Annotated in this window: 16 protein-coding genes; 14 read left to right on the top strand and 2 right to left on the bottom strand. The window is 71.2% G+C overall.

Annotated elements, in window-relative coordinates; all coding sequences use genetic code 11:
• Positions 1-56 precede the first annotated feature (56 nt).
• From ACR3IO_RS03560 to ACR3IO_RS03525, 8 genes are all read left to right on the top strand, one after another.
• Positions 57-719, top strand: a complete 663-nt coding sequence (locus tag ACR3IO_RS03560) for a fasciclin domain-containing protein (protein WP_434069780.1) — start codon at positions 57-59, stop codon at positions 717-719.
• A 95-nt stretch (positions 720-814) separates the two neighbouring features.
• Entirely contained in the window at positions 815-1231 is a 417-nt protein-coding gene (locus ACR3IO_RS03555) for a DUF4383 domain-containing protein (RefSeq protein ID WP_434069779.1), read from the top strand.
• Between the two features lie 47 nt (positions 1232-1278).
• Entirely contained in the window at positions 1279-1833 is a 555-nt protein-coding gene (locus ACR3IO_RS03550) for a hypothetical protein (RefSeq protein ID WP_434069778.1), read from the top strand.
• A 333-nt stretch (positions 1834-2166) separates the two neighbouring features.
• Positions 2167-3492, top strand: a complete 1326-nt coding sequence (locus ACR3IO_RS03545; protein WP_434069777.1) for an extracellular solute-binding protein — start codon at positions 2167-2169, stop codon at positions 3490-3492.
• An 11-nt stretch (positions 3493-3503) separates the two neighbouring features.
• Positions 3504-4565: a carbohydrate ABC transporter permease gene (locus tag ACR3IO_RS03540; protein WP_434069776.1), complete on the top strand. Its 1062-nt coding sequence runs from the start codon at positions 3504-3506 to the stop codon at positions 4563-4565.
• The gene (locus ACR3IO_RS03535; protein WP_434069775.1) at positions 4562-5497 is read left to right on the top strand and encodes a carbohydrate ABC transporter permease; all 936 of its coding nucleotides are present in this window, start codon (positions 4562-4564) and stop codon (positions 5495-5497) included. Before ACR3IO_RS03540 ends, ACR3IO_RS03535 begins: the two co-directional genes overlap by 4 nt.
• A gap of 5 nt (positions 5498-5502) precedes the next feature.
• Entirely contained in the window at positions 5503-7164 is a 1662-nt protein-coding gene (locus ACR3IO_RS03530) for a beta-N-acetylhexosaminidase (protein WP_434069774.1), read from the top strand.
• Positions 7165-7241: 77 nt separating this feature from the next.
• On the top strand, positions 7242-8363 hold the full coding sequence (locus ACR3IO_RS03525) for an ROK family protein (RefSeq protein WP_434069773.1): 1122 nt from the start codon (positions 7242-7244) through the stop codon (positions 8361-8363).
• Positions 8364-8415: 52 nt separating this feature from the next.
• Here the strand turns inward: ACR3IO_RS03525 and ACR3IO_RS03520 are convergent, their stop codons facing one another.
• A complete protein-coding gene (locus ACR3IO_RS03520; RefSeq protein ID WP_434069772.1) occupies positions 8416-9423 on the bottom strand; it encodes a YihY/virulence factor BrkB family protein in 1008 nt (335 codons plus the stop codon).
• A gap of 124 nt (positions 9424-9547) precedes the next feature.
• Complete coding sequence (locus ACR3IO_RS03515; protein ID WP_434069771.1) at positions 9548-10603, bottom strand: alpha/beta hydrolase fold domain-containing protein; 1056 nt, start codon at positions 10601-10603, stop codon at positions 9548-9550.
• Positions 10604-10935: 332 nt separating this feature from the next.
• Between ACR3IO_RS03515 and ACR3IO_RS03510 the strand changes: the two genes are divergently transcribed.
• The 6 genes from ACR3IO_RS03510 to ACR3IO_RS03485 all read left to right on the top strand — a co-directional run bounded on the left by ACR3IO_RS03510 (position 10936) and on the right by ACR3IO_RS03485 (position 22313).
• The gene (locus ACR3IO_RS03510; protein ID WP_434069770.1) at positions 10936-13482 is read left to right on the top strand and encodes a DEAD/DEAH box helicase; all 2547 of its coding nucleotides are present in this window, start codon (positions 10936-10938) and stop codon (positions 13480-13482) included.
• 151 nt (positions 13483-13633) lie between these two features.
• Positions 13634-14452, top strand: a complete 819-nt coding sequence (locus ACR3IO_RS03505) for a hypothetical protein (RefSeq protein WP_434069769.1) — start codon at positions 13634-13636, stop codon at positions 14450-14452.
• A gap of 333 nt (positions 14453-14785) precedes the next feature.
• Positions 14786-19057: a family 43 glycosylhydrolase gene (locus ACR3IO_RS03500; RefSeq protein WP_434069768.1), complete on the top strand. Its 4272-nt coding sequence runs from the start codon at positions 14786-14788 to the stop codon at positions 19055-19057.
• Positions 19058-19115: 58 nt separating this feature from the next.
• Positions 19116-19742 (top strand): hypothetical protein, encoded by a 627-nt coding sequence (locus ACR3IO_RS03495; RefSeq protein WP_434069767.1) that lies wholly within the window; start codon positions 19116-19118, stop codon positions 19740-19742.
• A gap of 4 nt (positions 19743-19746) precedes the next feature.
• The gene (locus tag ACR3IO_RS03490; RefSeq protein WP_434069766.1) at positions 19747-20835 is read left to right on the top strand and encodes a WxL protein peptidoglycan domain-containing protein; all 1089 of its coding nucleotides are present in this window, start codon (positions 19747-19749) and stop codon (positions 20833-20835) included.
• 158 nt (positions 20836-20993) lie between these two features.
• The gene (locus ACR3IO_RS03485) at positions 20994-22313 is read left to right on the top strand and encodes an MFS transporter (RefSeq protein WP_434069765.1); all 1320 of its coding nucleotides are present in this window, start codon (positions 20994-20996) and stop codon (positions 22311-22313) included.
• The last annotated feature ends 169 nt before the right edge of the window (positions 22314-22482 follow it).

Genomic DNA, 22482 nt, shown 5'->3' with positions numbered 1-22482 from the left:
TCCGAATCCTTCGTGTCGACCCGCTCCGGGCCGGCCACTACGAAGGAGGAGATCCGATGCGATCGATCCGCAGCACCCGTACCGCACTCGCCGTGTTCTCGATCACGGCCGTCGCCATGCTCGGCCTCGCGGGCTGCAGCTCGGGCGGCAGCACCTCGGCCGAGTCCGAGGAGCCCACCATGTCCGAAGAGGCCGCCGCTCCCACCGAAGAGGCCATGGACCCGGCCGCCGACCTCGTCGGCCCCGGTTGCGCCGCCTACGCCGAAGCCGTGCCGGACGGCGCAGGCTCGGTCGCCGGCATGTCCGAGGACCCGGTGGCCGTCGCGGCATCCAACAACCCGATGCTCACGACGCTCACGGCCGCCGTCTCCGGTGAGCTGAACCCCGACGTGAACCTGGTCGACACGCTGAACGGCGACGAGTTCACCGTCTTCGCGCCCGTCGACGACGCGTTCGCCAAGATCGACCCGGCCACGATCGAGTCGCTGAAGACCGACGCCGACACCCTGACGTCGATCCTGACGTACCACGTCGTGCCCGGCCAGCTCTCGCCCGATGAGGTCGTCGGCACCCAGACGACCGTGCAGGGCGGCACGGTCGAGGTGACCGGCTCCGGCGATGACCTCATGGTCAACGACGCGGCGGTCATCTGCGGTGGCGTGCACACCGCCAACGCGACCGTGTACCTCATCGACACGGTGCTGATGCCGGCGATGTAGTCGGCTCTCGCGGGGTGCTCCACCGCCCGGTGGGGCACCCCGCACCGAACGAACGTCAGCCGCGGCATCCGCTGCGCACCTGAGGAGGGATCATCATGGGAAGCTCTGTCAACCGCATCGTCGGCGTCGTGTTCGGCGCGGTCTACCTCGTCGTCGGCCTGCTCGGCTTCGCCGTCACCGGCGGCGTCGGATTCATCGCCACCGAGGGTGGCCTGCTGCTCGGCATCTTCGAGGTCAACCCCCTGCACAACATCGCGCATCTCCTGATCGGCGCGGCGCTGCTCATCGCCGGCATCGCGAGCACCAGGGCGGCGAAGGCGACCAACTCCGTCGTCGGTGCCGCGTACCTGCTGCTCGGCATCGTCGGGTTCTTCCTGACGGGCACCGCGGCGAACATCCTCGCGCTCAACACCGCCGACCACTTCCTGCATCTCGCGAGCGCGCTCGTGCTGCTCGGAGTCGGCGTGGGAGCCGAGCGCTCGGTCTCCTCGAACCGCACGGCGACGGCCTAGGGAGCCCGGCCGTGCCGGCACTGGCGAACCTCACGCGAAGCTGGCCCATGTTCGCCGCACTCGGCGCCGGGCTCGTGCTCACCGCGGTGGGCGCCGGTGCCCTGGGCGCCTCGGGTTGGGGAACCGCCGCCGCCGTCGCGCTCCTCGGGAGCGGCCTCGCCGCCCTCGGCTGGGGCGTGGCGGCGCTGCGGGCGGCCCGAGTGCCTGCCCCCGGCGGCACGCTCGTCGTGTCGCTGGTGCTGATCGCGGCGTCCGGGGCGGTCATCGCCTCGGGCGCCGCTCCCGCGGCCGGTATCGCGGTGCTGCCGCTGCTGGCCGCCGACCTGTTCCTCGTCGTGGTGGCCTTCGGGGCCGCCGCGACACTCCGGGCGCGACGCGAACGGCGAGCGGATGCCGCGGGCGTCCGCGGTGCGGCCGAAGCCGCCGCCCGGGGTGGGCGAACGGCTCGGACGCCCGCTGCGACGGCGGTCGGAATGGTCGTCGGCGCGGCCCTCGTGGCGGCGCTCGCGACGCCCGCGCTCGCCGCGACGGAGGCCGGCGGCGACGCCGTTCCCCACGGCGAACTGCACGGAGACTCGCACGAGGATTCCGTGCACCACTGACTCCGTCTCCTCGCGTGCCGGCGACGCACGCGGAGGAGGCGGACCCAAAAGCGGCCCCGGGGACCCCGAACCCCGGGGCCGCGCCAAATGAAGACTGATTTCGCAATACGGCCTGTCATTCCTCCTCTCGAGGCTCGACAGGCCTTTTCGCGCGCCCGGAACTTCCTCTTGACGGATAGTTTCGAAGACGCTTTACTAAATCAACTCCAGATCCGGCCAGGCCGCAGACAGCCCTGGCCCAGCGCGATCTCGGGCCGCACCACGCTCTTCCACCCGGCGTCCCCCGCGCCGTCACATTCCGGCAGGCCCCCTGCCGCTCACCGAGGAGATCACATGCGTACCACCCGTTTCACCGCGGCCGGCGCCCTCGCCGTCGCCGCAGCACTGACCTTCACCGCCTGTTCCGGCAACGCCGGCGCTGCCGGGCCCGACTCCGGGCCGATGCCCGTGCCCACCACCGATGGCGACGGCAAGACCGTCACCGTCTGGGTCATGGAGGGCGACTACCAGGACGTCACGCTCGAGGCGATCAACGAGGCCTTCACCGAGCAGACCGGCGCAGAGGTCGACCTGCAGATCCAGCAGTGGGACGGCATCACCACGAAGATCAGCACGGCGCTCGCCACGGCGACCCCGCCAGACGTCATCGACATCGGCAACACCCAGGTCCCGGGATACGCGGCCAACGGCGGCCTGCTCGACCTGACCGCGTACGAGGACGACCTCATGCAGGGGGCGACCTGGCTCACGGGCCTCGAGGAGCCCGCGCGCATCGACGGCTCCCTCTACGCGGTTCCCGGCTTCGCGGGCACCCGCGCCGTCATCTACAACGCGAAGATGTGGGCGGATGCCGGCGTGACCGAGATCCCGACCACGTACGAGGAGCTCACCGCGGCGCTCGACACCGTCGCCGCTGCGCACACCGAGGCCGACTTCTCGCCCTTCTACTTCCCTGGCCAGTACTGGCAGTCGAGCATGCAGTTCGTGTGGGACGCCGGCGCCGAGATCGCGACCTCCGACGATGGCACCTGGACCGGCGGCTTCTCGACGCCCGAGGGCATCGAGGGCCTGACGAACTTCGCCGAGTTCCAGAACACGTTCTCGACCGGGGCATCCGCGACCCTCGACAACATCACGCCCGACCAGAACCAGATCTTCGCCGACGGCAAGACCTCGGCGATCCTGAACACCGGCGGCGGCATCGCGGGCATCAAGAAGGCGAACCCCGCGATCACCGACGACATGCTCGGTACGTTCCCGCTGCCCGGGTTCTCGGGCGAGCAGCAGCCCGCCATGCTCGGCGGATCGGTCTGGGGCATCGCGGCGAAGACCCGGAACGAGGATCTCGCCCTGCAGTGGGCGAAGATCGCCGGCAGCCCCGAGATCCAGGAGGAGTACGTCTACGGCGTCGACGGCTGGATCCCGAACAGCGTCGAGGGCATCGAGGCCGCGCAGGCCGACGGCCTCTCACCGCTGCAGGCGGGCTTCTTCCAAGCGGCACTCGTCTCGAAGGCGACCCCCGCCGCCGCGAACTGGCCGACGATCGAGGGCGACAAGTCGATCGCGGAGCTCTTCGGCGCGGTCGCCTCGGGCTCGAAGTCGGTCGAGGACGCCGCCGAGGAGTTCGACGCGCACCTCGCCGACGTGCTGAACGGCTGAGCATGACGGGGATGGGCACGAGCAGCGACGTGCGGATGCCGGCGGCACGAGCCGCAGATGCCACGGCGGCCGCTGCCACAGCGCCGGAGGCGGCGGTGACGGATGCCGCGGCATTGGGTGGACGGGACGACCGAGGGGTTTCGGATCGGCACCGTCCGCCGGGTGACGGGGCGTGGCGGCGCGCGGGAGCCACCCGCGCGCCGCTCTGGCTCCTGACGCCCGCCGGGCTCGTGATGGCGGTCGTGACGCTCGCGCCGATCGTGCTGCTCGTGCTCATCTCGTTCACCGACTACGACCAGCGATCGCTCTTCACCGGCGCGTTCTCGTTCGTCGGCGTCGCGCAGTACCGGGCGATCTTCACCGACCCCGACTTCTGGTGGTCGCTCGTGCGCACGGTCGTGTTCACGCTCGCCATGGTGCTCGGCAGCGTGGCCATCGGCATGGGCGTCGCCCAGCTCATGACCCGACTCGGCACGGTCATGCGCTACGTCGTCACGGTCGTGCTGATCTGCGCGTGGGCGATGCCGAACGTGGCGTCCTCGCTCGTGTGGAACTGGCTCTTCCAGCCCGGGTACGGCGTCGTCAACTGGATGCTCACGCAGGTCGGCGTCTTCGGCGACCTCACCGACATCGCCTGGTCGCAGCATCCGGTGCTCGCGGCCGTGAGCATCTGGGCGCTCATCGTCTGGCAGGCGGTGCCGTTCATCGCGCTGACCCTCTACGCCGCCCAGGTGCAGGTGCCGCCCGAGTACTTCGAGGCCGCCCGGCTCGACGGCGCGAGCGAGTGGACGATCTACCGGTCGATCACCCTCGTGTTCCTGCGGCCGACGCTGCTGCTCATCACCATCCTCTCGATCATCTGGGACTACAACGTGTTCAACCAGATCTGGCTCATCTCGCAGGGCGGGCCCGACGACATCACCACGACGCTCGGCATCTTCACGTACAAGACCGCCTTCGTCGGCTTCGACCTCGGCGGCGGCGCGGCGGTCTCGGTCGTCACGACGCTGATCCTGCTCGGACTCACGGCGCTCTACATCCGCAACCTCGTGCGATCGGGGGAGGAGCTGTGAGCGCCCTCACCGACGCCGGCGCGGGCGCGATCGCCGAGCCGGGCGCCCGCGGCGCGCTCGCGGGCGCCGGTCGCGGCATCCGTGGCAGCCGCCTCACCGGGCGCCGTCGCCGCCGTCCGCGCTGGGCGAGCAACCTCATCGCCGCCGCCTTCTGCCTCGTCTGGATCTTCCCGGTCTACTGGATGGTGAACACGGCGTTCAAGCCGCGCGAGGAGATCCTCACGCCGACGCCGCTGTTCTGGCCGACCAACCCGTCGTTCGAGAACTTCGTCGTCGCCGTCACGCAGACCGGGTTCCTCACCGACCTCCGCAACAGCCTGATCGTCGTGACGGGCACGGTGCTCATGTCGATCGTGCTCGGGTTCTTCGCGGCGGCGGCGCTCTCGCGGTTCCGGTTCCGGGGTCGTCGAGCGATCCTCGTCGTGATCCTCGCGGTGCAGATGCTGCCGGGCACGGCGCTGCTGATCCCGACGTTCCTCATGTTCAACTCCATCGGGCTGCTCGGCACCTTCTTCGGGCTCATGCTCGCGTACGTCGCCGCGGTGCTGCCGTTCTCGATCTGGGTCATGCGCGGCTTCTTCATCGCCATCCCCGACGAGATCGAGGAGGCCGCGCGCATGGACGGCGCGGGCACCTGGCGCATCCTCGTGAGCGTGTGGTTCCCGCTCGTCGGGCCCGGCGTCATCGCGACGAGCATCTTCGCGTTCATCGCGGCGTGGAACGACTACCTCGTGGCTTACACCTTCATGAAGGACCAGGCGATGTACACGCTGCCCGTGTGGCTCGCCTCGTTCACGACCCCAACGGCCGGAACCGACTTCGGCGGCCAGATGGCCGGCTCGGTGCTGTTCTCGCTGCCCGTCATCGTCTTCTTCCTCTTCATCCAACGCAACCTCGTCGCGGGCATGTCGGCCGGCGCCGTGAAGGGCTGACCCGCATGATCCTCCCCCGCCCGCAGCACGTCTCGACGCCGATCGGCGGCCACGCCGGCGCCGACGGCTTCCGGTTCGATCGCACGGTGTCGATCGCCGCGCCCCCCGGCCTCGCCTCCGTCGCCGAGTGGCTCGCCGCCGCGCTGCGACCCGCGACCGGGTTGCCGCTGCCGGTCACGCGAGCGGATGCCGCGGGCACGGCGCCGGCGCGCGGCATCCGACTCTTGCTCGATGCCGACCTCGGCGATGAGGCGTACCGACTGCGCGTCGAGCCCGACGGGATCGAGATCGCCGGCGGCGGCGCAGCGGGCGTGTTCCGCGGCGCCACGTCGCTGCTGCAGTTGCTGCCGCCCGCGATCCACCGTCGCGCGAGGGTCGACGGCGCGGGGTGGGTCGTGGCGCCCGTCGAGGTGGCCGATGAGCCGCGCTTCGGCTGGCGCGGCGCGATGCTCGACGTCGCGCGGCACTTCATGCCCAAGCACGACGTGCTGCGCTTCATCGACCTCATGGCGATGCACAAGCTGAACCGCCTGCACCTGCACCTGACCGACGACCAGGGGTGGCGCATGCAGGTCCGCCGGTATCCGCGCCTCACCCGGGTCGGCGCGTGGCGGCACGAGAGCCAGGTGGGCGCCGACCCCGAGGGCCCCCTCGACGGACGGCCGCACGGTGGCTTCTACACGCAGGACGACCTGCGCGAGATCGTCGCGTACGCGGCCGACCGGTTCGTCACGATCGTGCCCGAGATCGAGTCGCCCGGTCATGTGCAGGCCGCGCTCGCCGCGTATCCCGAGCTCGGCGTGCGGGACGTGGAGCCCGGCCCGCTCGACGTGTGGCCGCACTGGGGTATCGACGAGAACGTGCTGAACGCCGAGGAGGCGACGGTGCAGTTCTTCCTCGACGTCCTCGACGAGGTCATGGACGTCTTCCCCGGCCCGTTCATCGGCATCGGCGGCGACGAGTGCCCGCGCGTGCAGTGGCAGCGGAGCCCTCGCGTGCAGCAGCGCATGCGCGAGCTCGGGCTCGCCGACGAGGCATCCGTGCAGTCCTGGTTCGTCGGCCGCATGGCCGAGCGCCTCGCCGAACGCGGTCGGCGCGTCTTCGGCTGGGAGGAGCTGCTCGAGGGCGAACTCGCCGATGACGCCGTCGTGACGTCCTGGCGCGGCTCGGCCGCGACCGCCATCGCCGCGCGACTCGGCTACGACGTCGTCGCCTGCCCCGACGACGTCGTCTACCTCGACTACCGGCAGTCGGATGCCGCGGACGAGCCGATCCCGGTGTCCATCCCGATCACCGTGCTCGACGCGTACCGCTTCGACCCGGTGCCGAAGGGCCTCGACGAGGCGGCGGCGCAGCACGTGCTCGGCGGCCAGGCGAACCTCTGGACCGAGTACATGGACTCCGCCCGCACGGTCGACTACTTCGCCTTCCCGCGCCTGTGCGCCATCGCCGAGGTGCTGTGGTCGGGCCCAGGGGGTGATGAGGCCGACTTCCTCGAGCGCCTCGACCGGCACCTCGAACGGCTCGACGCGATCGGCGTCGAGTACCGGCGCGCGGATGGACCGCGGCCGTGGCAGCGCAGGCCCGGCATCCAGGGCCGGCCCGAGACCCGTGAGGAGCGCGAACGACACGTCGCGGCGCTCGTCGCCGGGCTTCCGGGCGCGTGAGCGTCGGACGCGCGAAGATGGGGGAGCCCGCCTCGACCGAGGTGACGAGTGAGGTGTCCGCCGAGAGGAGCACGCGCATGAGCCGCACAGCCGGCAGCGGCGGCGCGAACCTGCGCAGCATGAACGCGCGCGAGGTGCTCGGCGCGCTGCACGGCGAGGGTCGTCCGCTCACGGTCGCCGAGCTCGCGGCATCCGTTCGGCTCACCCGGCCCACCGTCGAGGCGGCGCTCGCCGAGCTCGCGGCCATGGGCTGGGTCGAGGATGTCGCCCCAGAGGCCTCGAACCGCGTCGGTCGACGTGCCCGGCGCTACCGGTTCGACACCGACGCGGGCCTGCTCATGGGCGTCGACGTCGGCCCGCACGCCGTGATCTGCCTCGTCGCCGACCTCGGCGGCACGGTGTTGCACTCCGAGGAGCAGCGCTACGACGACCACGGCGACGCGGCGACCGCGTGGGCCGTGATCCGGGACGTGGTCGACCGCGCACTCGCGGCCGTGCCCGCGCGGCCGCTGCTCGCGACGACGTTCGGCGTGCCGGCCGTCGTCGGCCCCGACGGCGTCATCGCGTACTCGGTCGTCGTGCCCGGCTGGTTGCGCGCCGACATCCCCTCGCTCATCGAGAGCTCGTTCCCGTCGGAGGCGACGTACTTCGACAACGACGTGAAGCTCGCGACCCTCGCCGAGGCCGAATGGGGCCGGCTCGTCGGCGTCGAGCACGCGATCTTCCTGCTCGCGGGCCGGCAGATCGGTGCCGGCGTCATCGTGAACGGGCAGCTCACGCGCGGGGCCAACGGTGCGGCAGGCGAGATCGGCGGCCTCGATTCGGTCGACTGGGCGTCGGCGCCGATCCGCCTGATCGAGTCGTTCGAGCCGCGCATCGCCATCGAGGAGATCTTCGAGCGCGCCGCGGGCGGCGACCCCGAGGCCGTGGGCGCCGTGGCCGTCTTCGCACGGGACCTCGCCGAGGGCGTGGCGGCACTCGCCCTCACCGTCGACCCCGAGGTCGTCGTCGTGTCAGGAGAGGCCGCGCTCGCCGGCGACGCGTTCCTCGTGCCCCTGCGCAGGGCGCTCTCCTCTCTCGCGCTCTCGACGCCACGGGTCGAGCGCTCCTCGCTCGACACGCGGGCCGTCGCGCTCGGGGCCGTCGCCCGCTCGCTCGACCACGTGCGCGGGTCGGTGCTGGAGCTGCCCAAGGCGTAGCCAGGGCTCGTGCCCGCTCGTGCCCGCTCGTGCCCGATCGTGCGCCCGCGGCCTAGACGAACGTCTCGGTGTCGGCGGGCGGCCGGAGCTCCGCGGCGGCGCGCATGTCCGCCTCGCGCTGCTCGCGGTTCTTGCGGATCATCCGGTCGTCGCGGAGCGGCAGGTGCAGGTGCTCCTCGGCCGGGATGCCCGACCGCAGCTGCCTGACCCGCTCGACCTCGGTGTCGAGCACCGCGCCGAACATGATCGCGAGGTTCGACAGCCAGAACCAGAGCATGAACGCCACGGCCACGCCGAGCACGCCGTAGTTGCGCTCGTACGTGCCGAAACTGAGGGCGTACCAGCCGAACAGCACCGTCGCGATCGCCCAGGCGAGGAGTGCCCCGGCCGTGCCCACGCTGAGCCAGCGGAAGTTGCGCCGGCGCACGTTCGGCGTCGCCCAGTAGAGCAGGGCGAGCATCGCCGCCGCCAGGGCGATCACGAGCGGGATCTTCGCGAGGTCCCACCAGAAGACCACGCCCTCGTCGAGCCCGAGCGTGCGTGCGGCGGCATCCGCGATCGGGCCGCTGAGCAGGAGCAGGAGGGCGATCGCGCCGCCGAGCACGAGGGCCGCGACGGCGACGAGGAGCATGAGCGGGCGTGACGTCCAGAACGCCCGGCCCTCGCCGACGTGCAGGATGCGGTTCATGCCGCGGCCGAAGACGCCGAGGTAGCCCGAGGTGGTCCAGAGCGCGCCGGCCAGGCCGACGATGATCGCGAACCACTGGTTCGACGCGTCGAGCAGTTGCTCGATCGGCTGGCCGAGGGCGCCGACGATCGAGTCGCCGCCGAGGTCGGAGACGACCGCGAGCACGTCGCGGGTCACGTCTCGAGCGGTGCCGAACGCACCGAGGATCGCGAGGCCGGCCAGCGTGGCCGGGAACACGGTGAGCACCGCGTAGTAGGTGAGCGCCGAGGCGATGTCGGCCGCCTGGTTGATGCGGAACTCGTGCCAGGTGCGGATCGCGATCAGGCGCCACTCGTGCCTCGAGACCCGGATGGGGGAATCCTGGTGCGTCATCTGCGCCTTCCTCGGGTGAACGGGTCTCGCCGATGATCGTATCTGGGCCCCTCAGGTCGAGCGGATGCCGCGTCGAGCGGATGCCGCGTCGAGCGGATGCGTCGGTGGAGCGGATGCCGCCGGGTCAGCCGAGGCTGGCGTGCAGGAACGCCGCGACGCGGGCCCGCATCGCCTCGTCGAGGATGCCGATCGAGTGCTCCGACCCCGCGACGGCCGCGAGCTCGACCGGCACCCCGGCATCGGCGAGGCTCGCGGCGAAGCCGCGCGACTGCGCGAGCGGGACCACCTCGGTCTCGGCGTGGCCGATGAAGAACGGCGGATCGCTCGCGTCGATGAACGATGCCGCCGAGGCATCCGTCGCCTGAGGGCACGCGTCGTCGCCCGCGTCGGCCTCGCAGCCGAGGTAGGCGGCGACGATTCCGCGGAGCCACGCCGACGCCCCGTCGGCGACGAGCTCGTCGGCCGTGAGGCCGACCGGCCCCGAGAGCTCGGCCACCGCGGCGACCCGCGAACCCACGTCGAGCGGGCCGTCGCCGGTCGTGCCGAGCAGGGCGGCGAGGTTGCCGCCCGCCGACCCGCCGAACGCGCCGATGCGCGCCGGGTCGACGTCGAACCGCTCGAGCTGCTCGGGGTCGCGCAGCCACTGCACGGCCAGCGACACGTCGTCGATCGCCGCCGGGAAGCGCACCTCGGGCACGAGCCGGTAGTTGACGGATGCCGCGACGAAGCCCTCGCTCGCGAGCCAGAGGCAGACGTTGCGCCAGTCGCTGTTGGCCTTGTCGCCGCGCGCCCAGCTGCCGCCGTGGATCGACACGACCGCCGGGAGCGCGGTCGTGCCGGCCGTCGTGAGCGCCGCTGCAGCGGCCGGAGCCGCCTCGGCCGGGATCACGGCGGGCCGGCAGACATCGAGGGTCAGCACCGTGCCGTCGTCGCGCACGCCGTACTCGACGTCCTCGTCGACGACGATGCCCTCGGGCGGGGTGAACGTGCGGATGCCGACGATCGCGGGAGTCGTGAGCTCGCTCGCGGCATCCGCGCCGGGCGGGTCGATCTCGCGGAGCTGACGGTGGAAGCCCGAGAGCGCGGACACGCCGACGACGGCCACGAGGGCGGCAGCGGCGGCGACCAGGATCCGCCGGGAGCGGATGCCGGAGCCGCCTGCGTTTCGGGTCGAGGTCACCAGGGCTCCGGGTTCAGGGGTGCAGTGATGCTACTCCGCTCGGCGCGCGCGGCCAATTCGAATGCGAGCGTGCCTCAGGAAGCGCCCGGTCGCGCGGGCTTCGGGCCCGTGCTCGGCGGTTTCCCAGCGGCATCCGCTATCGTTGGAAGGTCGGTTCTGGACACCGCACGCGTAGTGCGGATGGGTTTGTGAGTCCAGGGGCCGGTTTCGGGGCAGTCGCCCTCGAATAGTCACCGTATGTGAACGGCCCCGGTCGACGATGTTCCGGGTTCTCAGCGCGCCGCCCCGCGGCGGTACTGCCATGTACTTGAAGTAACCCAGAAAGCATCGCCATGCCCAAGAACAAGAAGCCCGCCGGCGGACGACCCGCCAAGAACTTCGACCCGTCGTACGCGAAGGGCGGCAAGTCCGCCGGATCGCACCACGGTTCGTCCAAGCCCGGCTCGCGCAGCGCCGGCCACCGCGGCTACCGCCCCGAAGAGGCCGACGCACCCCGTGCGAAGGACCGCTGGTCGCGCGACGAGCGCGTCTCCGCCGGCCGGTCGCCGCACCGCGCCGACCGCGACGGCCGCGACGACCGGGCCCCGCGCTCGTTCGACCGCAACGACCGCCCCGCCCGCTCGAACGACCGCGATGACCGCGCTCCCCGTTCGTTCGATCGCAACGAGCGCCCGGCGCGTTCGTTCGACCGCGACGACCGCGCTCCCCGTTCGTACGACCGCAACGACCGCAACGACCGTCCGGCGCGTTCGTTCGACCGGAACGACCGTCCCGTGCGCTCGAACGACCGCGATGACCGCGCTCCCCGTTCGTTCGATCGCAACGACCGCCCGGCGCGTTCGTTCGACCGCGATGACCGGGCTCCCCGTTCGTTCGACCGGAACGACCGGAACGACCGTCCGGCTCGTTCGTTCGACCGGAACGACCGGAACGACCGTCCGGCTCGTTCGTTCGACCGGAACGATCGGAACGACCGTCCGGCTCGTTCGTTCGACCGTGACGACCGGGCTCCCCGTTCGTACGACCGCAACGACCGTCCGGCTCGTTCCTTCGACCGGAACGATCGCCCGGCCCGCTCGAACGACCGTGACGACCGGGCTCCCCGTTCGTTCGACCGCAACGACCGTCCGGCCCGTTCGTTCGACCGGAACGACCGCAACGACCGTCCTGCTCGTTCGTTCGACCGCGACGAGCGGGCGCCGCGCCGCGACTTCGACCGCAACGAGCGCCCGGCGCGTTCGTTCGACCGCAACGAGCGCCCGGCGCGTTCGTTCGACCGCAACGACCGCAGCGAGCGCCCCGCCCGCCGCGACTTCGAGCGTCCCGGCTTCCAGGACTCCGCTCGCCGCCCGTCGAGCTTCTACCCCGCGAAGGATGCCGGCGCGCACTTCACGCCGAACGACGACGTCGTGCTCGAGCGCCTCGAGGCCGAGGCGATCCAGGCCGGCGACGTCGACGGCGTGAGCTTCGGCGACCTCGGCCTCGGCCAGAACGTCGTCCGCGTGCTCGCCGAACTCGGTGCCGAGTCGCCGTTCCCGATCCAGGCCGCGACGATCCCCGTCGTGCTCGAGGGTCGCGACGTGCTCGGCCGCGGCAAGACCGGCTCCGGCAAGACCATCGCCTTCGGCGCTCCGACCGTCGAGCGCCTCATGACGCTCTGGGCCCAGTCGGGCAAGGCCGGCGGCAAGCGCCAGATGGGCCGCAAGCCCCGCGCCCTGATCCTGGCCCCCACGCGCGAGCTCGCGCTGCAGATCGACCGCACCGTGCAGCCCATCGCGCAGAGCGTCGGCCTCTTCACCACGCAGATCTACGGCGGCGTCCCCCAGGGTCGTCAGGTCGGTGCGCTGCAGCGCGGCGTCGACATCGTGATCGGCACCCCCGGCCGCATCGAGGACCTCATCGAGCAGGGTCGCCTCGACCTCAGCGAGATCGCCATCACGGTGCTCGACGAGGCCGACCACATGTGCGACCTCGGGTTCCTCGAGCCCGTGCAGCGCATCCTCCGCCGCACCGCGCCCGGCAGCCAGAGGCTCCTCTTCTCGGCCACCCTCGACCAGGGCGTCGCGACGCTCGTCGACGAGTTCCTCGTGGACCCGGCCGTGCACGAGGTCGCGGGCGAAGACCAGGCGTCCTCGACGATCGAGCACCGCGTGTTCGTCATCGAGAACCGCGAGAAGCGCGACATCGTCGCCCAGCTCGCCAACCGCAAGGGCAAGACCCTCGTCTTCAGCCGCACGCGTGCGTTCGCCGAGGACCTGACCGCGCACCTCGAGGACTACGGCATCCGCGCCGTCGCCCTGCACGGCGACCTCAACCAGTCGCGCCGCACGCGCAACCTGCAGCAGCTCACCTCGGGTCGGGTCGACGTGCTCGTCGCCACGGACGTCGCGGCACGCGGCATCCACGTCGACGACATCGACCTGGTGATCCAGGCCGACGCGCCCGACGAGTACAAGACCTACCTGCACCGCGCGGGCCGCACCGGCCGCGCCGGCAAGGAGGGTCGCGTCGTCACGCTCATCCCGCGCAATCGTCAGCGTCGCATGACCGACCTGCTCGACCGGGCCGAGATCGACGTGGAGTTCGACTTCCTCGCGTTCGGCGAGGAGGCGTTCCCCGAGGACGCCCCCGGCTACCAGGCCCCCGAGGTCGTCGAGACCGTCGAGGTCGTCGAGATCGAGGTCGTCGAGGTCGAGGTCGTCGAGGTCGCGGATGCCGCGGCCGACGCCGACGCATCCGGCCAGGAGTTCCCCGACACCGCCGACACCCCCGACGTGCTCGAGGAGGCCGACGAGACGATCGAGGCCGACGACGAGCAGGTCGCCGGTGCGCAGGTCGACGACGCGGCTTCCGACGCCGAGAAGGCCCCGGCCGTCTGAGCCATCCGTCGCCGCAGCACTCGAACAGGCCCTCGTCCTTGCGGACGGGGGCCTGTTCCTTCTCCCGTGCGCGCCGCTAGCATGAGCGCGACGCGGTCCGCTTCCGGTATCCACGGGTCGAGTGCGAACGCGAGACGTGGAGGGGCACGACATGACCGACGACGGCAACCCGCAGGGCACTCCTCCCGATTCGTCGGCCCCGAAGGATCCGGCATCCGGGGCGATTCCACCGGGAGCCCCAGGCGACACCACGGCCGTGGCGACCTCGCCAGCGGAGGCCGGCCGGAAGCCGGCCGGCGTCAGCATGGCCGCACTCATCTCGGTGGGCATCGGGGTCGTCGTCCTGTCGTTCGTCGCGGCATTCCTCGGCTCCTCGCTCGCGCGGTCGGCCGACACGGTCGAGGCGGTGGCGACGCCGACGCCTGTAGAGGTCGACGAGGCGGCCTACGAGGAGGCCCTCGAGGAGATCCTCCCCGCCGGCTCAGCGGTTCGCGCCGGAACCGGTGCGCCCGAAGCGGGCAAGGGCTACGACGGCGACGTCTACATCGACATCTCCACCTCCGACGTCTACCTCTTCACGGATGACGAGTGGGAATTGGTCGGCAACATCCGCACCTCGGCGGCCGAGAACCTGACCGGCGCGACGGGCGCCACCGGTGCGGCCGGCACCGATGGCCAGACCGGCGCCACGGGAGCGACGGGCGCAGACGGCGCGGACGGCGCGGATGGCAAGCCGGGAACACAGGTGCTTCTCGACGAAGGCAAGCCCGACCCTGAGAAGTGCAGCACCGACGGCGATCTCTACATCGACACCGAGGCCTGGTCCTTCTACCAATGCAAGAGCGGGGCCTGGACGGCCTTCGGGCCGCCGACCGATACCGCCCCGCCGGCGACCGAGCCCTCGGATGAGCCGACGGACGAGCCGACCGACGAGCCCTCGGAGGAACCCACCGAGGAGCCCGCCGAGTAGCGACTGGACGCCGTGGAGATGGCGACGAGGTGATCCCCGCGAGGTGACGTTCGGCCTCGCGAGGTGATCCCGCGCCCTCCTGGCATCCGGGCCCCGGGAATACTGGCGTCGTCAGGTCGTCAGGTCGTCAGGTCGTCAGGTCGTCAGGTCGTCACCTCGTGGGCTCGGCCGAGCCTTCGAGGTGGCCGCGCCCATCCGCCACTGCTCTGCAACGTTTACCTTCCGCGAGTCTCGAAAATCTCTCGACAAGCGACCTCCGCATCCGATATGTTGACGTCAACATCTGAATGTTGACGTCAACATTCCTGATCGGAAGAGACAACGGTGTCCCCTTTGAATTCACGCCCGCGCGGCGTCGCGGCGGCTGTCGCCGCCGTCGCCGTAGCCGGCTCCCTGCAGTTCATGCCGCTCGCCGCCTCCGCAGCCGAGGCCGACGTGGTGCTCACGCCCAATCCTGCCGTCACCGGCCCGGAGTTCGAGGGCTGGGGAACCAGCCTCGTCTGGATGGCGAACGCCACCGGCGACTACCCCGAAGCGCTCCGCACCGACCTCATCGACTCGGTGTTCGGTGACGACGGCATGAACCTCAACATCGCCCGATACAACATCGGCGGCGGCAACGCGTCCGACGTGTCCGACTACCTGCGGCCCGGCGGTGCCGTGCCCGGGTGGTGGAACGCGGATGCGCCGCTGACCGACGCCCAGGGCGAGATCACGTCGAGCTACGCCGACCGCGACCGGTTCCTCGCCGCATGGACGGGCGACGCGGCATCCGACTACGACTTCGAGGCCGACGCCGCACAGCTCGCCTGGGTCGACCAGATCAAGGACCGCGTCACGAAGTGGGAGGCGTTCAGCAACTCGCCGCCGTACTTCATGACCGAGAGCGGCTACGTCAGCGGCGGCTTCGACGCGAACGCCGAGCAGATCAAGCCCGCGGCCGTCGAGAAGTTCGCCACCTACCTCACGACGGTCGCCGAGCATGTCGAGGACACCCATGGCATCGAGTTCGACACGATCGATCCCCTCAACGAGCCGAACACGAACTACTGGGGCACGACCCTCGGCGCCGGCGGCACACCGACCGGCGGACGCCAGGAGGGCGCGCACGTCGGGCCCGCGATGCAGTCGCAGGTGCTGACCGCGCTCGACGCGGAGCTCGCCGACGAGGCCACCACGACCGACGCCCTCCTCTCCGGGCCTGATGAGACGAACCCCGGACGCTTCGTCGCCGACTGGGACGGCTGGACGCCCGAGGCGAAGCAGGCCGTCGACCAGCTCAACGTGCACACTTACGGCACGGGCGACCGGCTGCGCGTGCGCGACATCGCGAAGGCCGCCGATAAGCCGCTCTGGATGAGTGAGGTCGAGGGCAACTGGGGCGGCAACTCCTGGAACCCCGCCTCGATCGAGAACGGGCTCGGCATCGCCCAGCACATCATGGGCGACCTGCGCGAGCTCGACCCGTCCGCCTGGGTGCTCTGGCAGCCCGTCGAGGACCTCTACAACATGCAGAAGCAGGAGAAGCTCAACTGGGGCTCGGTCTTCATCGACTTCGACTGCAACGCCGACGGCGACTCCGAGCGGCGGCTCGCCGACGGTGACGCCGACCCGTCGTGCAAGGTCGTGACGAACTCCAAGTTCGACGCGATCCGCAACTTCACGCACTACATCGAGCCCGGTGACCGCATCGTGCCGACGAACGACGCCCAGACGACCTCGGCGGTCAAGGGCGACGGCTCCGGCGCCGTGCTCGTGCACACGAACACCTCGGGCGATGAGCAGGCCGTGCGCGTCGACCTCTCGCAGTTCGGCGAGCTCGCAGCGGGCGCGACCGTCACGCCGATCATCACGACGGAGTCGCCGGCGGGGGACCCCTCGGCGAACGCACTCGTCGAGGGCGCACCCGTCGCCGTCGACCAGGCCACGGCCTCGGCCGACCTGACCGTGCCCGCGAAGTCGATCACGACGTTCGTGGTGACCGGAGCCTCCGGCTCCGCCGCCGACGCACCGGCCGTCCGCGACGGCGAGACCTTCCGCCTCGTGGGGGTGCAGAGCAGCAAGCCGCTCGCCGCGACCTCGGGGAGCCCGGCCACCGTGCTCGGTGACGCCGCGGCAGCGGATGCCGACGCCGCCCAGCTCTGGACCGCGACGCGCCTGAGCGAGGGCGACGGCACCACGAGCGACCGGTTCGCGCTGCGACTGGCCGACGGCCGCACGCTCGCCACGAACGCGAGCGGGAGCACCGAGCTGCGCACCCTGAGCGACGACGAGGCCCGAGCGGATGCCTCGGCGCAATGGGTCGCGAACACCACCGACGGCACCACCTTCACCCTGCTGAACCCGGCGCGCGAGCGCGTGCTCGACGTCGGGGGGCAGTCGACGTCGGTCGGGGCATCCGTGGGGCTCTGGACTTCGAACGGCGGCGGGAACCAGCGGTTCACGCTCGTCGAACCCGAGGGACCGGTCGGACCGACCTACACGAGCTTCCGCCCCGGGCAGGAGTGGCTCGACACGAACGGCAACGTGATCCAGGCCCACGGCGGCCAGGTCGTGCCGTCGACCGACGACGAGGGCGAGACGATCTACTACCTCTACGGCGAGGACCGCACGAACGGGTACCACTCGGCTCCCGGCGTGCACGTCTACAGCTCGTACGACCTCACCAACTGGACCGATGAGGGCCTCGCACTGCGCGCCCTCTCGTCGAGGGCGCAGTTCGACGAGCCGTACTTCGAAGCCCTGTACAGCGACTACACGCAGGCGCAGAAGGACGCCGTCTACCGCGACCTCGGCACCACGCCGGTGTCGGGTGTGACGCCGCCGATCATCGAGCGGCCGAAGGTGATCTTCAACGAGAGCACCGGCAAGTGGGTCATGTGGGCGCACATGGACGGACCGAGCGAGACCTCGACCGCGCAGTACGCGAAGGCCAGGGCGGGCGTGGCGATCGCCGACTCCCCGTTCGGTCCGTTCCGCTACATCGACAACCAGGCCTTGAACTCCTCGCCCGACGGCTGGGGCGACCCCGGCATGGCGCGCGACATGAACCTCTTCGTCGACGATGACGGCACGGGATACATCATCTACTCGAGCGAGGACAACGGGACGATGTACATCTCGAAGCTCGACGACGAGTACACCGGCCTCGCCACGCCGGCCGACCAGGCCGTCGAGGGAGTCGACTACAACCGCATCTTCGTCGGCTGGTCGCGTGAGGCGCCGGCGATGTTCAAGCACGACGAGCGCTACTTCCTGCTCACGTCGGGCACCAGTGGCTGGTCGCCGAACCCGACGAAGTACGCGTCGGCGACGGACCTCATGGGCGACTGGACCGAGATCGGCGACCCGTTCCCGTGGTGGGCTCAGTCCAACTCGTGGAACACGCAGCCGACCTCCGTCATCCCGGTCGACCGCGAGCACGGCAAGTACATCTACATGGGCGACCGCTGGAACGGCGGCTCCGACGACGCGCTGCGGAACGCACCGCTCGTCTGGCTGCCCCTGAACATGGGCGAGGGCGGCGACACGCTCTCGGTCGAGGTCTGGGACGAGTGGACGCTCGACGAGCTCGACCAGTGGGCCGCGTGGGAGGTCACGGGCGTGCCGACGAGCGTCCCGCTCGGCGAGCCCTTCGACGTGCCGACCGTGACGGTGGCGCAGAACGGCGAGACGACCTCGCAGCCGGTGACGTGGGCCGTCGACGGGTCGCTCGAGCTCCCGGGCACCGTGACCGTCACCGGCACGCTGCCCGAGTTCGGCGGGCGCACCTTCACCCGCTCGGTCGCGGTCGTGCCCCAGCACGTGCGGTACGCCGTGAATGCCGGAGGGCAGCGCACCGCCGACTGGACGGCGCTCATCGACGCGGCATCCGCCGAGGCATCCGTGCTGAACAGCCGACCCGACCAGAAGTACGGCGTCGACCCCGGAACGCACGCGTCGTGGGGCTACCTCGGCGACGCGAGCGCCACGACGGGCGACGAGAGCGGATCGATGTTCTCCACCCTCAGGTACGCGACCGGCGGCGCCGACCTCGCGTACCGGTTCGACGGCCTGGAGCCCGGCACCTACACGGTGTTCGCCGGGTACTCCGACCCGTGGGCGCAGTGGGCTCCCGATCGCGGGGCCGAGGTCACGGTGAACGGCGTCGTCGTCGAAGCGGACCACGACTACGACGACACGAACCAGGCGGCCGCGTACGCCGGGGTCTCGGTCGGCGCCGACGGTCGCATCGACGTCGCGCTGAGCCCGACGGGCGCCACCGACGTGCAGCTGAGCTGGCTGATCGTCACGGCCGACGAACTCGCGCCCCCGAAGCTCGCCGTCGAGGTCACGGCGAGCACGCGATGCGTCGCGAAGAAGGCCGTCGTGACCGCACTCGTGCACAACACGGCCGACGTCCCGGTCGCAGTCACCCTCGACTCGGCCTACGGCTCGAAGACGATCGGCTCGATCGCGGCCGGAGCCAGCGCCACGCAGGCGTTCACCACGCGGGCCGCGGGCATCGCGGCCGGCACGGTCACGGCAAAGGTCACGGCGACGGTCGCCGGCCAGACCCTCACCCAGACCGCGGATGCCGCGTACGCGGCCACCGACTGCCGATGACCGCCGCACGCGGCATCCACCGTCCGCGAAGCCATCCGAGGAACCGAAGGAGCATGCCATGAAGCACACGAGAGGCGCCGTCCGCGCCTGCGCGATCGGACTCGGAGCCCTGATGCTCGTGGGCGTCGCCGGGGTCGCCGCGGCCGAGGAGAACCACGGCGGCGGGGAGGTCGACGTGCAGGTCGAGATCCCCGAGATCGCGGAGCCGGGCGTGCTCGCGATGACCGTGGCGAGCGGCGCGACCGCGCTCGTCGAGGAGGGCTCGACCGGGACGGTGCGGCAGTTCACCGGCTCGCTGCCGACCGTGACGGTCACCGACACGCGATCGGCCGAGGAGATCCCCGATGGCGCGGCCTGGTACGTCATCGGGACCTCGAGCGACTTCGTCGGGGACGCCGGGCAGCCGGCGATCGATGCCGGGCACCTCGGCTGGGCCCCGCACCTCATCGACGGCGGCGCGAGCGGTCTCGTCGCCGAGGGCGAACGCGTCGACACCGTCATGGACGAGACCGCCGGGGATCCGTTCGGTCTCGTCGACCAGGAGCTGCTCGCGCTCGCGTGGGACTCGGAGGACATCGCCGCCGAAGGGCAGTGGACCGCGAACGCCGACCTGTTCCTCCGCACGCCGGTGACGGTCGCGCCGGGGGGCTACACCGCGACGCTGACCCTGTCGCTGTTCGAGTAGGGCCATGCGTCGGTTCCTCCGAACGGGCGTGCCGACCTCGGGGGCGCGCGCCGTGGTGCTCGCGTTCGCGGGGGTCGTGTGTGCGCTCGCCGTGGTGGCGGGCTCACCCGTCTCAGCGTGGGCGGAGGAGACGCCCGCCTCGGTGTCCTGGTCGGTCTCGCCGGCGGATGCCACAGGGCCCGACGGGCGTTCCCGGGTCGAGCTCGACCTCGACCCGGGGGCGTCCGCCACCGAGCACCTCGCGGTGCACAACCTCGGCGACGAGGCGGTGACGTTCGCGATCACGGCCGCCGACGGCTACCTCACGTCGACCGGGCGCTTCAACATGCTGCCGTCCGATCAGGACTCCGTCGACGCCGGAACCTGGATCTCGGTGGCGGACTCGGTGACGATCGCGGCCGGCTCGACGGCGATCGTGCCGTTCACCGTCGCCGTGCCCGAGAACGCGACGCCCGGCGACCACGCCGCGGGCATCGCGGCATCCGTCGTCTCGACCTCGACCGGTGACGGCGCCCGGGTCGGCGTGGAGAGCCGCGTGGGGTTCCGGGTGATGACGCGGGTGACCGGCGAACTCGCGCCGGCCGTCGCCCTCGCCGCGGACGGCCGATACGTCATCTCGTGGAACCCCTTCCGGCCCGGTCGCCTCGAGGTCACCGGCGTCATCGAGAACACGGGCAACGTGGCGCTCGCCATCGAGGGCGCGGTCGAGTCCGGCGGCGAGAGGATCGCCGCGACCGGCTTCGAGGCCGACGAGTCCGGCGCAGCCGGCCCGACGAGCGCCGACCTGCTCCCGGGCGAGGAGCGCACCCTGGCCTTCGGCGTCCCCGCCGTCTGGCCGCTCGGGGTCGTGACCGTGCCGGTGACCGTCGAGGCCACCGCGGTCGGCCCGGACGGGACGGAGACGGTCGCCGACCGCGCCGAGCGCACGGTGACGGTCTGGGCCCTGCCGCTGCCGCAGTCCGTGCTGCTCGTCGCGGTGGCGCTCATCGTGCTCGGGATCGCGCTCGGCCGTCGCCGCCGGTCCGCGAGGATCGACCGGCTCGTGGAGGACGCCCGCGAGGAGGGGCGCCGAGCGGCCCTCGGCGGGGCCTGAGTCCCGGCATCCACCGGCGTACGCGCCCCCGTTCGGGTTGCGCGCGGCATCCGTCATTGCGTACGCTCAATTCCCAACCGAACAATCGGTCAGGAAGTCGGGCGACGCAGACGACTCCGACCAGCCCCCTCCCCGCACGTCAGAACAACGGAGTTCGCATGTCGACCGAAGTCACCGAGAGCACGAAGAACGGGCGGATGCCCGCCGAGGAACGGAGGGTGCTCGCGGGCACCCTGGTCGGCACCTCGATCGAGTGGTACGACTTCTTCATCTACGCCCAGGCGGCCGGTCTCGTGCTCGCCCCGCTCTTCCTCGCGCCGGTGGCCGAGTCGAACCCGGGCCTCGCCCAGGTCCTCGCGTTCGCCACGATCGGCATCTCGTTCCTGTTCCGCCCCCTCGGCGCGATCGTCGCCGGATACCTCGGCGACAAGCTCGGGCGCAAGCGGATGCTCGTCTTCACGCTCGTCATGATGGGCGTGTCGACCTCGCTCATCGGCTTCCTGCCGACGTACGCCGCCATCGGCATCGCCGCGCCGATCCTGCTGATCCTCCTCCGCATCCTGCAGGGGTTCTCGGCCGGCGGCGAGTGGGGTGGCGCGGCGCTCATGGCGGTCGAGCACGCCCCGAAGGGCCGTCGCGGCTTCTTCGGCGCCTTCCCGCAGATCGGCGTGCCGGTCGGCATGATCCTCGCGACGTTCACCCTGTGGGTCCTCACGAGCTCGATGTCGCCCGAGGCGTTCATGGAGTGGGGTTGGCGCATCCCGTTCCTGCTCTCGATCGTGCTCATCATCGTCGGGTACGTCATTCGCCGGGCGGTCGAGGAGAGCCCCGTCTTCGAGGAACTGCTGCGTCGCCGCAAGGAGTCCTCGACGCCGCTGCGCGAGCTGTTCCGCCACAACACCAAGCAGGTCGTGCTCACCGCGGTCATCTTCATCGCGAACAACGCCGCCGGGTACCTGCTCATCGCCTACTTCGCGACGTACGCCGTCGTCGGGCTCGGCATGGATCGCCCCAGCGTGCTGCTCGCGACGACCTTCGCCTCGTTCGGCTGGCTCATCTTCACGCTCTGGGGCGGGCGCGTCTCCGACCGCCTGGGCCGCGTGCGCACCTTCCAGATCGGCTACGTCTTCCTCGCGCTCTGGGCCGTGCCGATGTGGTTCCTCATCGACACCGGTGAGATCCTCTGGTACTTCGTGGCCCTGTTCGTCATGACGTTCGGCCTGGGTCTCTCGTACGGCCCGCAGGCCTCGCTCTACGCGGAGATGTTCCCGGCCAGGGTCCGCTACTCGGGCGTCTCGATCGGGTACGCGCTCGGCGCCATCCTCGGCGGGGCGTTCGCGCCCATGATCGCCGAGTCGCTGCTGAACGCGACGGGCCAGTCGTGGACGATCGGCGTGTACATCGCGATCGCGAGCGTCATCTCGCTCATCGGCGTCTCGCTGGTCAAGGAGACGAAGGGCCGCGACCTGCTCGAGTAGTCGGCGATCACGGCGACCTCGCGCCCCGGCCCGCACCTGCGGACCGGGGCGTGTCGTGTTCCGGGCTGCGGATGCCACGTGCCTGGGCATGGACGCGGCCGGCCGAACGTACGCGACCGGCGCACGTACGCGCCCGGCGCAGGTACGCGACCGGCGGACTGGCGTGGCG

It is taken from the genome of Agromyces sp. Marseille-Q5079 (genome assembly GCF_051016555.1).
GTDB lineage: Bacteria > Actinomycetota > Actinomycetes > Actinomycetales > Microbacteriaceae > Agromyces.
This window is presented reverse-complemented; position numbering and strand designations above follow the sequence as displayed.

Excerpts from the sequence above, each read along its gene's own strand:
- ACR3IO_RS03560 (WP_434069780.1), top strand. The coding sequence starts at position 57 with ATGCGATCGATCCGCAGCACCCGTACCGCACTCGCCGTGTTCTCGATC.
- ACR3IO_RS03555 (WP_434069779.1), top strand. The coding sequence starts at position 815 with ATGGGAAGCTCTGTCAACCGCATCGTCGGCGTCGTGTTCGGCGCGGTC.
- ACR3IO_RS03550 (WP_434069778.1), top strand. The coding sequence starts at position 1,279 with ATGTTCGCCGCACTCGGCGCCGGGCTCGTGCTCACCGCGGTGGGCGCC.
- ACR3IO_RS03545 (WP_434069777.1), top strand. The coding sequence starts at position 2,167 with ATGCGTACCACCCGTTTCACCGCGGCCGGCGCCCTCGCCGTCGCCGCA.
- ACR3IO_RS03540 (WP_434069776.1), top strand. The coding sequence starts at position 3,504 with ATGGGCACGAGCAGCGACGTGCGGATGCCGGCGGCACGAGCCGCAGAT.
- ACR3IO_RS03530 (WP_434069774.1), top strand. The coding sequence starts at position 5,503 with ATGATCCTCCCCCGCCCGCAGCACGTCTCGACGCCGATCGGCGGCCAC.
- ACR3IO_RS03525 (WP_434069773.1), top strand. The coding sequence starts at position 7,242 with ATGAGCCGCACAGCCGGCAGCGGCGGCGCGAACCTGCGCAGCATGAAC.
- ACR3IO_RS03520 (WP_434069772.1), bottom strand. The coding sequence starts at position 9,423 with ATGACGCACCAGGATTCCCCCATCCGGGTCTCGAGGCACGAGTGGCGC.
- ACR3IO_RS03510 (WP_434069770.1), top strand. The coding sequence starts at position 10,936 with ATGCCCAAGAACAAGAAGCCCGCCGGCGGACGACCCGCCAAGAACTTC.
- ACR3IO_RS03505 (WP_434069769.1), top strand. The coding sequence starts at position 13,634 with ATGACCGACGACGGCAACCCGCAGGGCACTCCTCCCGATTCGTCGGCC.
- ACR3IO_RS03495 (WP_434069767.1), top strand. The coding sequence starts at position 19,116 with ATGAAGCACACGAGAGGCGCCGTCCGCGCCTGCGCGATCGGACTCGGA.
- ACR3IO_RS03490 (WP_434069766.1), top strand. The coding sequence starts at position 19,747 with ATGCGTCGGTTCCTCCGAACGGGCGTGCCGACCTCGGGGGCGCGCGCC.
- ACR3IO_RS03485 (WP_434069765.1), top strand. The coding sequence starts at position 20,994 with ATGTCGACCGAAGTCACCGAGAGCACGAAGAACGGGCGGATGCCCGCC.